Source organism: Flavobacterium hauense, assembly GCF_054457175.1.
In genome coordinates this window covers 41398-57315 of the sequence record NZ_JBTKVX010000003.1, presented here as the reverse complement: position 1 = coordinate 57315, position 15918 = coordinate 41398, and the positions used below count along the sequence as shown (strand labels likewise).

The following is a 15918-nucleotide window of genomic DNA, read 5'->3' as shown; positions in this document are numbered from 1 at the left end:
CCCTTAAGGGATTACAAATGATTTTTGGAAACTGACAATTATCATGGTGCAGGACTTTTCGCGAAAGTATTTTTACAGTATAAATCCAGATAAAACATGAAAGTAGAACAGATATATACAGGATGCCTTTCTCACGCTGCTTACTATATTGAAAGTAATGGCGAAGCAGCAGTTTTTGATCCGTTGCGTGAAGTGCAGCCTTATCTTGACAGGGCTATTAAAGATAATGCTGTTATTAAATATGTTTTCGAAACGCATTTCCATGCCGATTTCGTGAGCGGACATCTTGACCTTAAAGCAAAGACCGGAGCTCAGATCGTTTTCGGCCCCAATGCCCAACCCGATTATGAAGCACTTATTGCAAAAGACGGTCAGGAATTTACACTTGGCAAATGTAGTATCAAAGCATTGCATACTCCCGGTCATACCATGGAAAGCACAACCTACCTCATCATTGATGAAAATGGCATTGAGCACGGTATTATAACCGGTGATACATTATTTATCGGCGATGTAGGGCGCCCTGACTTAGCACAACACCTGATTGCTGATCTGACTCAGGATAAATTAGCGAGGCATTTATATCACTCGCTCAGGAATAAGATCATGCCGCTATCTGATGCGCTGATCGTATATCCCAATCATGGTGCAGGCAGTGCCTGCGGAAAGATGATGAGCAAAGAAACTACCGATAGCCTTGGAAACCAGAAAAAGACCAATTATGCCCTGCGCAGCGACATGACCGAAGACGAGTTTGTAAAAGAAGTGCTTAACGGCCTTGCCATTCCTCCGGCATATTTTCCTAAGAATGTATTGCTCAATATTAAAGGTGCTGAAAATCTCGATGCTGTTTTACAAAAGGCAAAACAAGCGCTCACAGCTGAGGAGTTTGAAGCAATGGCAAATAGTACAGGAGCTTTGATACTCGACACCAGAGATGCCGCTGCATTCGCAAAAGGCTTTATACCCTTTAGTATAAATATTGGGTTACAGGGTAGTTTTGCAACATGGGTTGGCGAGATTATTCCGGATATTAATCAAAAGATACTTCTTGTTACCGATGAAGGTAAAGAAGAAGAAACCCTGATCAGGTTATCGAGGGTAGGGTATGATGCTACCATAGGCTATCTGGAAGGGGGGATGGAAGCATGGAAGCAATCGGGCAAAAAAGTACGTACGATAAACAGGATTACTGCAGCAGATTTTGATAAGTATTATGCCGGATCGCCCTATGTGATTGATGTAAGGAAAAAAAGTGAGTTTGATACCCAGCATATTGTAGGAGCAATAAATATACCTCTAAATACGCTGTATCAGCATCTTGCAAAAATATCGTTTTATATGCCTTTTGTTATCTATTGTGCCGGAGGGTATCGCAGTATGATTGCTTCTTCTATACTTGACGGACTAGGCTATAAAAATTTGTTTGATGTCGAAGGGGGTTTCACCGAACTATGTAAAACCCACGTACCGATTACAGAATATATATGTCCAACCACACTATTATAACCAATTATTAACGTAGTGCCGGCCCTGCAGTCTTAGGATGAGCGGGGCTTTTTTTGTACTTTTGAAGTAACAGATATTAAACAGATATGGAAAGCTTCAATAAACTCATAAACAGCCCCGAACCGGTTCTTGTCGATTTTTTTGCTACCTGGTGCGGACCCTGCCAGATGCTGGCGCCAATACTAAAGGAAGTTAAGGATACCCTTGGGGACAAAATCAAGATTATAAAAGTAGACGTTGACAAAAATCAGGCGCTGATGTCAAACCCACAATTTCAGGTAAAAGGCGTTCCAACACTGATGCTGTTTAAGAATGGCAAAATGCTGTGGAGACAGAGTGGGGTAGTACCGAAGGAAGAGTTGATCAGGACTATCAATAGTTTTTAGTGATCAGTGTTCAGTTGGCAGTAGCTTCACTCAAAATAAGACTTAGGTAAACTGACTACTGAACACTGACCACTCTTTACTACAATGGTTCCTGCTGGCTAAGGCAATGAAAACTGCCTAATCCCCAGATAAGATCTGTAGAATCGATGCCGATAACCTCACGGTCTTTAAAGCACGATTGTATAATGTCTAAAGCTTTAGTATCGTTTAGACTATCCTGGAAGGTAGGAACAATAATGCTTTTGTTTGCAATGTAAAAATTGGCATACGATGCCGGTAGTCGCTGGTCATCATAAATAACGGCTTTAGGCATTGGCAGCTCAATAACATTAAGCTGTTTACCGTCCTGAAGGCGCATGGTATGAAGGCTTTTCAGGTTCTCCTGAAGCAGTTCGTAGTTATCGTCATTCTTATTTTCTTCAACTACGGTAACTACGGTATCCTCATTTACAAAACGGGTAATATCATCAATATGGCCATCGGTATCGTCACCAACAATACCATCGCCTAACCAAAGGATATGGTCAACCCCATAGTATTCAGAAAGGTATTCTTCAATCTGTTTTTGGTTCAGGTGTGGGTTACGGTTCTCGTTAAGCAGGCAGGCAGTGGTAGTCATCAGCGTACCTTTGCCATTAAACTCAACGCTTCCGCCTTCCATCACGATACCCGGATGGAAAACTTTCAGCCCTAATGCCTCACCTATACGTGTTGGTATAACATCATCAAGGTCGTATGGAGGATATTTATCGCCCCATGCATTATAACCCCAGTCAACAATAGCTTTTTCGCCAGTCTGTTTGTTTATAACAAATGCAGGACCATGATCGCGGCACCATGCATCGTTAGTTGGGTGCAGGTAAAAGCTTATTACATTAAGCCTTGCTCCCGGAACTGTAGGTGCAAATTTCTCGATTTCAGTCAGTGCAAATTGCTGCATGGCAGCATCGCTAACGTTGATACATACTTTCTGATGACGAGATACCTGAAGTATGAACTCGCAGTATGGCTTATAGATAGTATGTAGTTTACCCGGCCATGAAGCCTCTTTATGAGGCCATGAAAGCCATAGCGCACGCTGTTCTGCAAATTCTGCCGGGAATGAAAAACCCAGTTGTTTTGGGGTCGGTGTATTGAATGTCATTTTGATCTATATGGATATGTGTGGCAACCTTAAACTTTAAACCTCGGACAAAAAATTACTCTCCGTCAATGTAACGTTTCGTAATAGGTTGGTAGCTGTCAATTCTTCTGTCACGAAGGAAAGGCCAGTGTGTGCGGTAATGGTCAGTTTTTTGAGTATCAAGCTCTACTACGGTAGTTTCTTCGTTCTCATGAGAGCCAAGGTACATCAGCTTACCCTGTGGGTTAGCCACAAAGCTTCCGCCCCAGAATTTCATGGCACCGTCCTGCTCAAAGCCCACACGGTTTACGCTCACCACGTGAACACCATTAGCAACGGCATGTGAACGCTGAATGATTTGCCAAGCGTCATATTGTTCTTTGTTGGTTTCCTCATCCTGATCTGTAGCCCAACCGATAGCGGTAGGGTAGAACATGATCTCTGCGCCCATAAGCGCCGTGATACGGCTTGCTTCCGGATACCACTGATCCCAACAGATAAGGATACCTATCTTGGCATATTTTGTCTGGAATACTTTATAACCCAGGTCGCCCGGGGTAAAGTAGAATTTTTCATAGAAAGCCGGATCGTCCGGAATGTGCATTTTTCGGTATTTACCAAGGTAAGTACCATCAGCATCAATAACGGCAGTAGTATTATGGTAAAGGCCTTCGGCACGTTTTTCGAACAATGAAGCGATGATCACTACATTAAGTTCTTTGGCAATAGGGCTTAAAGCCTCAGTGCTTGGGCCGGGAATGGCTTCGGCAAGCTTGAAGTTGTCGTAATCCTCAACATCACAAAAATACAGTGAGGTAAACAGCTCCTGAAGGCAAACGATCTGTGCGCCGTCGGCAGCAGCTTTACGAATTTCCGTTATAGCTTTATCTATGTTAGGCTGCCTGTCTTTAACGCAGCTCATCTGTACTAGTCCTACTTTTACTTTACTCATGGTATTACATAAAAATTGAGGTGCAAATTTACGCAAAAAGTTTGGTTTTTTATAGACTGGGCTGTTAGGGTTTGGTTAAAGTCAAAGACAACACAATTACTAGATGTATTTTATCGATATTTGATTATTTCTTAACCTTCTTATTGATTTTTGTAAATTTTATTAAGAAAAAAATGATATTTTAGCTAATGTTCTCTATAGGGTAAAATATTCGATAAATAGGGTTTTACCTATCCATAAAACACGTAAGAAAACCAACTTTGTAACCAATTAAAACTTTATTATATGAAACGAATTTTATTTATTTTAATGCTTGGTGCTCTCTTAACCGGATGTGAGGAAAAAAAAACTAAAACTTTAGAAAATAAAGTGAATGAAGACGGAGTAAATCTGGGAATAGATACAAATAAGCCGGAACCGCAATCATTTGTAATAATAAAAAAAACAAGCGGCATTCCTGATACCACAATAACTACTCTGAAAAATCAAAATGCAATAGCTCTCGATTTACCGGATTACTATTATGTTGATCTTTTGTCAATTGCTACAACCGAAGAGGGGATTTCTGACTGGTTGAAAGAGAATGATAAATTTATTGATTTTCCTTTAAGCGCTCCTTTTATCGAAGTTTCACATAATTTAAGGGATAAAAAAGATCTTGATATAATAGATGATATACATGAAGATAAATATGTAAAAATCAAATGGAGTGATTTAAAGACAAAGATGGAAGGTTTATCCATGCCAACTAATAATCATTATGATACCTATCTTAATTTTGGTGATGCAAACTCAACTTTATACAATCTTGATAATATAACAAGCACCGAATTTGACTATAATAAAGTTATATACAGTGTTGCCTTATTTAATAGTATTATTTATAATCATGATCTCAAGAATAAGGATGTAGAAATAGCATTTACTAATGCAAAATTGAGAGGCATGGAAACAATTATATTCAGAGTTACAGATGTTACAGATATTAATAATAAGATAATAATAAGCTACTGTGATTTTACACACAGGCCACCAACAAAACTTATACCAAAGACTACATACAGCTTTTTATAGTTTAAGGCAGAAATGTTAATTTTTTTTGTAAATTCAGGCTGTCATTATATAGCAGCCTGAATTATGTTAATGAAATTTTTAGCAAACTTTCAACCCATTCAATTTTTTGTTTTAGCGACAGCAATAATCGTGTTGTTTAATTGCAATAAACACAAGCGCTCTCATCTTATACTTTTGTATATCGTATTGATATCTCTTATAAATGAAGTTTTAACAACTTTATTAATTATTAACTCAATAGATTATGCTTTGGTATTTAATGTATGCAATACTATTCATACTATGTTATGGCTGTGGTTATTGTATTATAATTTAGGATTTAATACAACCTATAAAACACTGTTTTTATTATATTTTTTATGTGCTGTCGCCAGTTTTATATTGGTTCTTAATGACTATAAGGTTGTGAATATGCAAATATTTTTAATCGGTGCATTTTTATACTTATTCATTTTTGTTAGTTGGATTATTAAAAGTCTTAAGAAAGAAGATTTTACTATTTTTCTTAGTAATAACATAATTTTATTATGTGCACCCATTTTATTTTTTTCCGGCTTTAGTTTTATTCTCAGCTTTCAAAATGGAGAATTAGCAGACAGGATATTGATAGGAAGATTAAATTTATATGAGGTAATTGGTTATCTAATTAATTTCATTTACTACACCCTTATAAACATATATATTTACAGAGAAAGGAAATTAAAACATGCTTGATAATATTGCTTTTGGTATCGTTATAAGTGTACTGTTCATTAGTTTGATCGTGCTTTTTTGCGTGCTTATCATCAAGCTGTATATCCACAAAATAAAGAGCTATACCAAACTCATTTACGAGAAAGACCTCGATTTCCAGAAAACTCTCAATGCGACCATAATGGAAACCCAGGAGCAGGTACTTAACAACATTTCTCAGGACCTGCACGACGATGCCGGACAACAGCTTACCTACATTAACTTCGTGGTTGAGAACCTAAAATATGATAACCCCGAGCTTAATGAAGCACTCAAGCCTTTAAGCCAGTCAATCGGGACACTATCCAATTCTATCCGCAGTATAAGCCATTCCCTGAACAGTCAGCTTTTAATGCAGGATAGCCTTGTTAAGGCTATTGAGGCCGAAGCTGAACGCCTTAAAAGCAATACGAAACTGCAGGTAGATCTTGTACTTAGCGGCAGCCGTAAAAAAGCTTTTGGGAATGATGAGAAAATAGTTGTATACCGTATTTTTCAGGAAGTCATTAACAATGCGCTGAAACATTCGGAGGCATCTGTAATTAACATTACTCTTATAACAGAACCTTATTTTGAGCTAAAGGTTACTGATAACGGTAAAGGTTTTAGGTTTGATAATAAAGCGGAGAGTAAATTGGGTTTAGGACTGAGAAATATTGTGAAACGTGCCGAAATCATTAACTTTAAAGTGAAAATTGATTCTGCACCTAACGCAGGAACAACAGTAATCATTTCTGAAAAGTAACATATATGGACAAAATTACGATAGGTATAGTTGATGATCATAAGATTGTAAGGCAGGGACTAAAAGAACTCCTTGAAAAAATAAGTAATTATAAGGTAATTGCTGAATTTGAGAACGGTAATGATTTCCTGAATGCACTGCCACTCAAAGAGAAGCCTAACCTCTTTATTATAGACTATTCCATGCCCGGACTCAATGGGGTAGAAGTGCTCAAACAGCTGGAAGAAAAAGATGAAGAGTATAAAGTATTGCTGCTAACCCAGCATTTTGATGAGCAGATCATTGATGCGGCCTATCATCATGGAGCCAGAGGCTTTTTGCACAAAAATTGTACTGCCCAGGACCTAAAATTCGCCATAGACAATATAGCTTCCATAGGTTATAACAACGTGGTTGAAATACTGAAGCGGGTAAGAAAATACGATCCTACAGCCGGTTCAGGGCCTAAAAGCGACATTAAACTGACTGAAAGAGAGCATCATTTCTTAAAGCTGGTTTGCAACGAAAAAGAATATACCTACGATCAGATGGCCGATATCATGAATGTTTCGGTTAAATCTATCGAGTCCTACCGTACCGCACTTTTTGAGAAATACAATATAAAATCAAAAGTAGGACTGGTGCTTTTCTCCTATAAGCATAAACTCACCGAGCCTTTTATTGAGGACTAATCTGTCTCAATCTGTTTAGAAGGCAGGGTTACAATAAAGGTTGCTCCCTGTCCTTTATCGGCCTTTGCTTCGATACTGCCATGGTGATTTTGTACAATCTTTTTACAGATAGACAGCCCTATACCGGTACCTGAATACTCTGATTTGCCATGCAGCCTCTGGAAGATGTTGAATATCTTTCCTGCATACTCCTGGCTAAAACCAATGCCGTTGTCGGAAAATTCTATTTTATAATATTCCATATCAACCTCAGTGTTCATTCCTGTTTTTTCTGCTGATATTCTTGTTGTTGTAATATTTATAACAGGAGCTACATCAGCACGACTGTATTTGAGCGAATTAGAAATCAGGTTGACGAAAAGTTGAGACATCTGTCTTGGAATGGCCTCAATAACCGGTAAGCCGCTATAGTTTATTTCTGCACCAGATTGCTCAATAATAAGTTCGAAATCGCTTATCGTCTCGTTTATCACATTATTCAGGTCTACATCTGTAACCAGGTTTTGATCTTTAGCTAATTGTGAATAAGCCAGGATATCACTGATAAGATCACTCATCCGGTCGGCAGATCCGTGTATCTTGTTTAGGTAGGTAGTTGCTTTATCGTCAATTTGTCCTAAATTTTCTTTAAGCATTTTTGCGAATATGCTTATTTTTCGTGTAGGCTCCTGTAAATCGTGGGAGGCTATATAGGCAAACTGCTGCAGTTCCTTATTGTTCTGCTGTAACAGGTTAATAGCATCGGCAAGGTCTGTGTTGGCTTCTTCCAGCTCTTCAGTACGTTGTTTAACAAGGAATTCAAGTTCCTGCTGCAGTTTACGTTCTTTGGTAACATCCTGTGCAGTTCCGCTCAAAAATTCAGCATTTCCCGCAGCATCATAAGTTACCTGAGCCTGTGCGTGTATAATGCGTATCTGACCCGTTAAACGGTTTATGATAGGGTGTTCATTTTCATATTTTCCTGTAGATCCGGGTGCTATGGCGGTTTTAATGGCATCGTCTACCATTTCAACATAATCTGCGGGTAAAGGATTATAGGCTTCGTCGATAGTTTTTGTGTCTTCAGAGAAGCCCAGCCAGTCCATAAAGCGTTGCGAATAGCTGAATGTATTTTCTTTAATGTTAAACTTCCAGGTAGCGAGCCCGGCAAGTTCTATGGCACCCCGCAGTGCCTGGCCGGTTTCCTCTGTTTTTTGTCGTGCAGTTATAGCTTCTGTAACATCGATAGCTATATCTAAAATGGCATATACCTCATTGTTTTCATCAAAAAGAGGGGTATAGGTTATATTATAATAATTATATGTAGTTACACCATCTTGAACAATTATAACCTGATCTCCATAACTTTGGTACATTTTACCGGTTGTAAATACATCATCCAGAATTTTAAGGAAAGGCTGTCCATGTGTAATAAGTTCCGGCATGGCCTCACGAAGCGGTTTGCCAACTATATCCCAACCTTTGCCAACTATATTTATAAACGTTTGATTTGGCATCTCGACAATAAGTTCCCTGCCTACAAAAAGGCCAATACCTGCCGGTGCAGTTGCAATAATTGAGCGTAGTTTAGCCTCACTCATTTCTACCTTAATTCTTGAGTGTACCTGCTCAGTAACATCTGTAGCAACGACCAATACGCCCGAAACAGTTTTATCATCATTAAATCTTGGTTGATAAGTAAGATTCACATAAATGGTTTCCAGTCCATTTTTTCGCGAAAGATTTACAGAAACTTCATTTGCTATATAAGCCACTCCCGTATTTATAACCTGGTTTAGCAGCATATCAAATCCCTGCCCTTCAAGCTCAGGCAAAGCTTCAAATAATGATTTACCAATAATTGTATGAGAATCCCTGCCTACAAGTTGTCCATAAAATCGGTTGGCCATAGTAAAAGTGAGATCTTCACGGTCAATAACTGCAATTCCGACAGGAGCTTCTTCAAATGAGTCAAGTATCTGTTTCTGACTTTCTTTTATACGTTGTGCTGATAACACCTGTTGGGTTACATTGGTAGCCATGTTTATAATACCATACACCTTACCATCGGGGTTGAAAAGAGGTTTGTAGGTATAATCAAAATAGTAAGTGCCTAATATTCCGCCTGTCCTAAGCTTTGCGGCTCCGGCCTTTACTTCATATGTTTTTCCTGTTCTGTATACTTCATCCAGTATTGCTAAAAAAGGCTGTTCTTCAAGTTCAGGTACAACAAGGCTAAGAGGTTTACCAATTACAGAATTATCTACGCCCCATATATCCAGCATCATGTTATTGGCTACTTCTACAATTAGTTCTTTCCCTGTATAAAGGGCAGTTGCTACAGGAGCTTCTTCAATAATCGAACGAAAGCGGCCTTCACTTTCGTGTCTTAATTCTTCCGACTTTTCCAAAGCAAGACGCTGATCTTCAAGGATGGTTATATCGCGAACGGTACCTGAAAATGCTATTGGTTTGCCATTTTCATCAAGGGTATTGGTGCCCATTACATGAATACGATGCACAGACCCGTCATCCCATATCATACGTGGGGAATAATAGAATTCATTGGTTTTTAAACCTTCATTAAGTGCAGCTTCTCTTTCCTTCAAATCGTCCGGGTGCACATAGTTGATGAACCCCTTTCGGGAAATCTCTTTTTTATCCGGATTACCTGTTACTATGAGCGCAAAAGCCGAATTATATTCAATACTGCCAGTAAGCAGGTCTATCCTGAAAAGTCCTATTCCGGCACTTTTTAATATTAAATCATTAAGCTGATTTGCTTTTACAATTTCCTGCTGGGCTTTTCTTTTATTTGTGATATCCTGTAAAGTGCCATTAAAGCGATAAGCCACTTTATCATCATTAAACCAGGCTCTTCCTCTTGCTTTAACGATCCTTTCTTTTTTAAGAACAGGCTCAATTATACTATATTCAATATCATAATTTCCACCCGATTCATAGCGTAGTGCATTTGCTATGGCATCAGTCACTTTTTGACGGTCTTTTGCCGCTATCATGGATGTTGCATGCCCAAGCGGTATATATTCATCGGGTTTAAGGCCAAACCATTCCTTAAGCCTTGCGTTACCGGTAAAAGTACCGGTGGCAGGATCAAAATCCCATACGCCGAGTTCGGCAGCATCTATAGCAAATTCAAGTTCGTTGCGGCTGTCCTGAAGTGTTTTGATGTTATTTACCTTTTCAGTAGTTTCAGTACATATTACCAGTACCCCTTCAATATGGCCAGTATCGCCTATAACTGCACTATAGCTGAATGTCCAGTACACATCTTCAATTTTTCCATTACGGTAAATAGGAAGATAGAGGTCTTCAAACCAAACGCCTTCTTCACCATTAAGTACCTGAAGCATTAGCGGATAGATGGTATCCCATATCTCGGGCCAGCATTCAATACCATTTTGACCTAGAGCCAGTGGGTGTTTTCCTTCAATCCCCAGGCTGGGACGGTAGGCATCATTATAGAATTGTATATGGTCAGGCCCCCACCATAAAAACATTGGAAATTTAGAAGACAATATCATGGCAACAGTATTGCGCAGGCTTAAAGGCCATTGCTCAACAGGGCCTAATGAAGAAGAACCCCAATCGTAATTGCGGGTCAGTTCTCCCATTTCTCCGCCGCCGCGAAAATAATGTTGTGTGGTATTGTTTTCCAATAGTTTAAAGGGGGGTAAGGTTTATATTGTTTTATGGTATAAGATATATGAAAATGCCAAAAAAATGCAGTGTGCTTCCGCCCAAAACAAACAAGTGCCAGATAGTATGTCCGTATGGAATCTTTTCTTTTGCATAAAAATAAATGCCAAAGGTATAGCACAGCCCACCACCAAGCAGGTAATATAACGCACCGGAAGCAACGTTTTCTACAAGGGGTTTTATAGCAATGATGATAAGCCATCCCATGAGCGCATAGAGTGCCAGTGAGAGCTTTTCAGATTTTTGAAGAGGCGAAAATTTGAATATGAATCCGGCGATGGCAAATGCCCAGATGAACCCAAAGATGCTCCATCCCCAAATGCCCTTCAACCCAAGTAAGGCCACCGGAGTATAAGTTCCTGCAATGAGTATGTAAATGCACAAATGGTCTATTTTCCTGAAAATACGTTTCCATTTAAGCCTGTAGGCAGCATGGTATATTGTAGAAGCGGAGTAAAGCAGGACAAGGCTTGTACCGAAGATAATTGCTGCGGTAAGATCGAGTGCAGTACCTTTAAAAGCGGCGAAAGCAACCAGAACTATAAGCGCGGCTACAGAAAGCAAAGCTCCTGTACCATGGGTAATTACATTCCAAAATTCTTCCTGTTTCCTGTTTCTCTTAGTCATGACCATCATTCTTATAACAAAGGTAAGCGATAGTCTTTTTTTGATTGTATAGAATTTGCAATATTTTGTTACAATCTAATCCGTAAAACTATAGTTACAGCGGTTACTATTTTTTACATTTGGAATTCCTAATTAACCAATATGCATACATGAAGCTACGATTACAATTTTCGGCATTGCTGCTGTCGGTGTTTATTTCGGGATATGCCCAGACATTAAAAAAAGATATAGTGAGGCTTGACCTTAAGATGCAGCTGAAATATTGTGAGGCGCACACCCTAAAAACTATGGCGGCTATCCCTGATGATGGCAAGTCATTGCCCAGAGGTATTCCCTTGGGTAGTAAAGACTGGAAGTATGTAGATTATAAAGACTGGACGAGCGGTTTCTGGCCGGGACAGCTATGGCTTGTTTATGAAACTTCAAACAATAAAAAAGTACTGGCTGCCGCCGAAAAATATACGCAATACCTGTTACCCCTGACAAATTCAAAAGCAACGGATCATAATCTGGGCTTTCAGATATTCAGCAGTTTTAAGAATGGCTATGAACTGACCGGTAAAAAAGAGTACAAAGAAGCTGTGCTTCGCGCTGCTGATACGCTGGCAACGCTATTCAATCCTAAAATAGGTACACTGCAATCGGGATCTCATAATACGACCATAGATAATATGGTGAGCCTTGAACTTTTATTTTGGGCTGCCAAGCATGGAGGCGGTAAGGAACTCTCTAAAATCGCAGTAAAGCATGCCGAAACTACAATGCAAAATCATTTCAGGCCTGATTTTACTTCTTATCAACTTGTAGCCTATGATCCTGAAACCGGACAAAAGATAAAAGGGTTCACTGCTCAGGGCTATGCCGATGAAAGTATGTGGGCAAGGGGACAGGCATGTGCCATTTATGGCTTTACAATGGTATATAGAGAAACCGGAAACCGTAAATTTCTTGATTTTGCACACAAGATTACCAGAGCTTACCTTGACAGGCTTCCGTCAGACCTGATACCCTACTGGGATTTTAACGATACCGATCCGCAGGCAACAAAAGATGCATCGGCAGCGGCCATAACAGCTTCGGCATTACTCGAACTGGCTACTTTTACCAAAGACAGCAAGCTTAAGCGCGAGTATGAAGAAAAGGCTATGAAAATGATAACAGAACTTACCAATAAATACCAAAGCAGGTATGATAATGATGCTTTACTGCTTCATTCCACAGGAAATAAACGTGCCGGAGAAGAGATCAACAGTTCTGTTATCTATACAGATTACTACTATATGGAATGCCTTGCGAGGCTTGAGAAGTTAATGTGGGTAAAACGTTTCTTTTAGAAAATAGATGATGAGGTACAATACAATTGAAAAGACAGGTTTTAAGGTCAGTGAGATAAGCTTTGGCTGTATGTCGCTTAAAAGCGATGGTAAGGATAATGATACTATAATAAGCAAAGCAATAGACAGCGGCATTAATCTTTTTGATACGGCCGACCTTTATGAAAAAGGTGAAAATGAAAAGCTTTTAGGCCATGCCCTTAAAGGCAAGCGTAAAGATATTTTTATCTCTACGAAAGTAGGCAATCGCTGGAGAGAAGACGGCAGCGGATGGGACTGGTGTCCGCGAAAGGAATATATACTCAAAGCGGTTGATGAAAGCCTGAAAAGGCTGCAAACCGATTATATCGATATGTACCTCTTACATGGAGGTACTATGGATGACCCGATGGATGAAAGTATTGAAGCTTTTGAGCGCCTGGTCGATATGGGTAAGATAAGAAGTTACGGACTTTCATCAATACGTCCGAATGTAATAAGGGAGTTTGTAAGCCGCTCCAATATTGCAGCAGTAATGACGCAGTACAGCTATTTGGACCGCAGGCCCGAAGAGGCAACGCTTGAGTTACTGCTTCAGTATAAAATAGGTATTTTAGCCCGTGGCAGTATAGCATCAGGGTTGCTTATTGGTAAGCCAGTAACCGATTACCTTAATCTCAAGGCAGCCGAAATAGAAACCATACTACAAGAACTGAAGCATCATTTGCCGGAAGGCAGGACTTTGCAGGAAACAGTAGTGCGTTATGTTGCTGATAATCCTGCCATAACTACAGCAGTTGCGGGTATCCGTACGCTACAGCAGCTCGAAGATATGATAATAGCAGGTAAAACATTACCTTTGACGATACAGGAACGTAAGCAATTGCAGGTATTATGGCATGGTAACGCGTACCAGGAACACCGATAAATAACAAACAAAACAAGATAGACAGCTTCCCAATATGGAAAACGTTACGATTATAATCATGATGCTGTTTGGCATCGCTTTTTTAGGGTTGCTGAGCAACAGGTACAATTTTCCTTTCCCGATAGTACTGGTACTATGCGGAATCGTGATCAGTATTATTCCGGGGCTTCCGGTAATAGCCCTGAGCCCTGATATTGTATTTGTAATATTCCTGCCGCCTTTGCTGTACCATGCTTCGTGGCATACCAGCTGGCACGACTTTAAAGGCGCCATACGCCCCATAAGCCTTGCAGCTATCGGACTGGTACTGTTTACTACACTGGCTGTGGCTGTAGTTGCCCATGAACTTATAAATGATATTAGTTGGGCACTTGCCTTTTTGATAGGTGCTATCGTTTCTCCTCCCGATGCGGTTGCGGCAACGTCGATAACCAAAGGATTGGGGCTCAATCCAAGACTACTTACAATTCTTGATGGTGAGAGCCTTGTAAACGATGCCAGCGGCCTTGTAGCCTATAAATATGCTCTTGCTGCTGTTGCCGCGGGCAATTTTGTATTTTGGGAAGCCGGGCTTAATTTTTTGATTGTTGCAGGAGCCGGCATATTAATTGGATTGGCATTGGGATATGCGATGTACCTTGTTCATAAAAAGTTTGTTTGTGACCCGATTATAGAAGTCACGTTTACTTTCCTTACACCATTTGCGTCTTATCTTATTGCTGAGCATTTCCATTTTTCGGGTGTGCTTGCCGTGGTAACGACTGGTTTATACCTGTCATACAGGGCAGGGGAGATATTTTCCCACCAAAGCCGTGTCATGGCAGTAACCGTATGGGATGTAGTTGCCTATATACTTAACGGGCTTATATTTATCCTGATTGGTCTGCAAATGCGCAATATAATGGACGGTATAGGCGATTATTCTACAGCGTCGTTACTTTTATGGGGAGGCATAATAAGTCTTGTGGTAATTGTAGTGCGGTTTTTATGGGTAGTTCCTGCAACTATGCTTCCACGTTTCTTTAGCAAAAAGATTCGTAAAAATGAGGATTTCGATCCACGGAACATGGTGGTGTTCGGATGGGCAGGGATGCGTGGAGTGGTATCTATGGCTGCTGCACTGGCAATACCATTAACATTAAAAAGCGGGGAAGCTTTCCCTCATCGCAGTCTTATCATTTACCTTGTTTTCTGTGTTATCGTTTCTACCCTTGTATTATTGGGACTTACGCTGCCGTGGGTCATCAAGAAACTGAAGATCGAGCCGTATTCTATCTATGCTGAAGAATATGTAGTACGCAACAACATTGTATCTTTTGCTATTACGCACATAGAAGATAACTATTCGCTGCTGCAGGACGAATTGCTCAATAATATTAAAAGCAAGTATGAGGTGAAGTTCAACCGACTGCAAAAAACGGAACTTCCGGCACATTTCTTTGGAAAAGGCGAAGTGCTGGCCACTAATATTTTTAACGAATATACCCAATTGCAGATAGACCTGCTTAATGTAGAACGCAGAAAGATAGATGAGCTGCACCGCCAGGGCAAAGCCAGCGAAGAGATATTACGCAAAATAGAACGTGAACTCGACCTTGAAGAAACCAGGCTGAATATGGATATGTATGAGGGGTAGTTTTTAGTTTGCCTTCAGTTTTTCATCCACACTCCACTTATAATTCTCTATAGCCGAAAGCAAAAAGGCCGCAGCGCTACAGGTAAATACCGAGTAATTGAATGGCGACCTGTATCCGGCAAAGAACAGCATGCTTAGTGCAAAGGTAAGTGTCAGAACGCCACTGCCTATAGCTGCATATTTTGTTTTGTAGCCAATAATGAGCATAATCCCAAAGAGCACTTCTGCTATAGAAGCTATGCCACCCAGTACATTCGCTATGCTATTGCTCAGATAGGGCATCAGTGAATTAGTGTAATCTACAAAATTACTCCAGTTGCCCCAACCAACATTAGGTGAACCGGGAAGTCCTAGCATCCCTAAACGATCCATAACCGGAAGTATAAAACCAATACCCAACGCCATGCGCAGATAAAGCTGAAATGTGTTTTTCATGCGTGATAAGTGTTTGTTATTCTACAAAATTGAGGTTAAGTTATGTCAAAAAACTTAATGTAGATTAAGAAATGATGTAGGCAATTGG

At 39.9% G+C, this 15918-nt stretch carries 13 protein-coding genes; 8 read left to right on the top strand and 5 right to left on the bottom strand.

Translation table 11 applies throughout. The features are described 5' to 3' along the window. Window positions 1-96 precede the first annotated feature (96 nt). Complete coding sequence (locus ACX0HA_RS02490; RefSeq protein ID WP_458843693.1) at window positions 97-1509, top strand: MBL fold metallo-hydrolase; 1413 nt, start codon at window positions 97-99, stop codon at window positions 1507-1509. Between the two features lie 86 nt (window positions 1510-1595). Next, the gene (trxA, locus tag ACX0HA_RS02485; protein ID WP_458843692.1) at window positions 1596-1895 is read left to right on the top strand and encodes a thioredoxin; all 300 of its coding nucleotides are present in this window, start codon (window positions 1596-1598) and stop codon (window positions 1893-1895) included. A gap of 79 nt (window positions 1896-1974) precedes the next feature. On the opposite strand, the gene ACX0HA_RS02480 is transcribed toward trxA, so the two are convergent. Beyond that, a complete protein-coding gene (locus ACX0HA_RS02480; protein ID WP_458843691.1) occupies window positions 1975-3039 on the bottom strand; it encodes an agmatine deiminase family protein in 1065 nt (354 codons plus the stop codon). A gap of 55 nt (window positions 3040-3094) precedes the next feature. After that, window positions 3095-3970: a carbon-nitrogen hydrolase gene (locus tag ACX0HA_RS02475; protein ID WP_458843690.1), complete on the bottom strand. Its 876-nt coding sequence runs from the start codon at window positions 3968-3970 to the stop codon at window positions 3095-3097. 285 nt (window positions 3971-4255) lie between these two features. Between ACX0HA_RS02475 and ACX0HA_RS02470 the strand changes: the two genes are divergently transcribed. From ACX0HA_RS02470 to ACX0HA_RS02460, 3 genes are all read left to right on the top strand, one after another. After that, window positions 4256-5044, top strand: coding sequence for a hypothetical protein (locus ACX0HA_RS02470; protein WP_458843689.1), 789 nt, complete (start codon window positions 4256-4258; stop codon window positions 5042-5044). Between the two features lie 706 nt (window positions 5045-5750). Then, window positions 5751-6521, top strand: coding sequence for a sensor histidine kinase (locus ACX0HA_RS02465; protein ID WP_458843688.1), 771 nt, complete (start codon window positions 5751-5753; stop codon window positions 6519-6521). A gap of 5 nt (window positions 6522-6526) precedes the next feature. After that, window positions 6527-7192: a response regulator transcription factor gene (locus tag ACX0HA_RS02460; protein WP_458843687.1), complete on the top strand. Its 666-nt coding sequence runs from the start codon at window positions 6527-6529 to the stop codon at window positions 7190-7192. Here ACX0HA_RS02460 and ACX0HA_RS02455 read toward each other — a convergent pair. Both ACX0HA_RS02455 and trhA read right to left on the bottom strand, forming a co-directional pair. Continuing rightward, window positions 7189-10851 (bottom strand): PAS domain S-box protein, encoded by a 3663-nt coding sequence (locus ACX0HA_RS02455; protein ID WP_458843686.1) that lies wholly within the window; start codon window positions 10849-10851, stop codon window positions 7189-7191. The genes ACX0HA_RS02460 and ACX0HA_RS02455 overlap by 4 nt on opposite strands. Before the next feature lie 31 nt (window positions 10852-10882). Further along, a complete protein-coding gene (gene trhA / locus ACX0HA_RS02450; protein WP_458843685.1) occupies window positions 10883-11518 on the bottom strand; it encodes a PAQR family membrane homeostasis protein TrhA in 636 nt (211 codons plus the stop codon). Window positions 11519-11667: 149 nt separating this feature from the next. Between trhA and ACX0HA_RS02445 the strand changes: the two genes are divergently transcribed. Genes ACX0HA_RS02445 through ACX0HA_RS02435 form a run of 3 tightly spaced genes read left to right on the top strand, consistent with a single transcriptional unit; the run spans window position 11668 to window position 15395 of the window. After that, on the top strand, window positions 11668-12852 hold the full coding sequence (locus ACX0HA_RS02445) for a glycoside hydrolase family 88 protein (RefSeq protein WP_458843684.1): 1185 nt from the start codon (window positions 11668-11670) through the stop codon (window positions 12850-12852). A 10-nt stretch (window positions 12853-12862) separates the two neighbouring features. Next, a complete protein-coding gene (locus tag ACX0HA_RS02440; protein WP_458843683.1) occupies window positions 12863-13759 on the top strand; it encodes an aldo/keto reductase in 897 nt (298 codons plus the stop codon). Between the two features lie 34 nt (window positions 13760-13793). Then, window positions 13794-15395, top strand: a complete 1602-nt coding sequence (locus ACX0HA_RS02435; RefSeq protein WP_458843682.1) for a Na+/H+ antiporter — start codon at window positions 13794-13796, stop codon at window positions 15393-15395. Between the two features lie 3 nt (window positions 15396-15398). Here ACX0HA_RS02435 and ACX0HA_RS02430 read toward each other — a convergent pair whose 3' ends face one another. Next, the gene (locus tag ACX0HA_RS02430) at window positions 15399-15830 is read right to left on the bottom strand and encodes a DoxX family membrane protein (RefSeq protein WP_458843681.1); all 432 of its coding nucleotides are present in this window, start codon (window positions 15828-15830) and stop codon (window positions 15399-15401) included. Window positions 15831-15918: the final 88 nt, after the last annotated feature.

Bases quoted from the DNA above. Each gene is read 5' to 3' on its own strand.
- ACX0HA_RS02490 (WP_458843693.1), top strand. From the start codon at position 97: ATGAAAGTAGAACAGATATATACAGGATGCCTTTCTCACGCTGCTTAC.
- trxA (WP_458843692.1), top strand. From the start codon at position 1,596: ATGGAAAGCTTCAATAAACTCATAAACAGCCCCGAACCGGTTCTTGTC.
- ACX0HA_RS02480 (WP_458843691.1), bottom strand. From the start codon at position 3,039: ATGACATTCAATACACCGACCCCAAAACAACTGGGTTTTTCATTCCCG.
- ACX0HA_RS02475 (WP_458843690.1), bottom strand. From the start codon at position 3,970: ATGAGTAAAGTAAAAGTAGGACTAGTACAGATGAGCTGCGTTAAAGAC.
- ACX0HA_RS02470 (WP_458843689.1), top strand. From the start codon at position 4,256: ATGAAACGAATTTTATTTATTTTAATGCTTGGTGCTCTCTTAACCGGA.
- ACX0HA_RS02465 (WP_458843688.1), top strand. From the start codon at position 5,751: ATGCTTGATAATATTGCTTTTGGTATCGTTATAAGTGTACTGTTCATT.
- ACX0HA_RS02460 (WP_458843687.1), top strand. From the start codon at position 6,527: ATGGACAAAATTACGATAGGTATAGTTGATGATCATAAGATTGTAAGG.
- trhA (WP_458843685.1), bottom strand. From the start codon at position 11,518: ATGACTAAGAGAAACAGGAAACAGGAAGAATTTTGGAATGTAATTACC.
- ACX0HA_RS02445 (WP_458843684.1), top strand. From the start codon at position 11,668: ATGAAGCTACGATTACAATTTTCGGCATTGCTGCTGTCGGTGTTTATT.
- ACX0HA_RS02440 (WP_458843683.1), top strand. From the start codon at position 12,863: ATGAGGTACAATACAATTGAAAAGACAGGTTTTAAGGTCAGTGAGATA.
- ACX0HA_RS02435 (WP_458843682.1), top strand. From the start codon at position 13,794: ATGGAAAACGTTACGATTATAATCATGATGCTGTTTGGCATCGCTTTT.
- ACX0HA_RS02430 (WP_458843681.1), bottom strand. From the start codon at position 15,830: ATGAAAAACACATTTCAGCTTTATCTGCGCATGGCGTTGGGTATTGGT.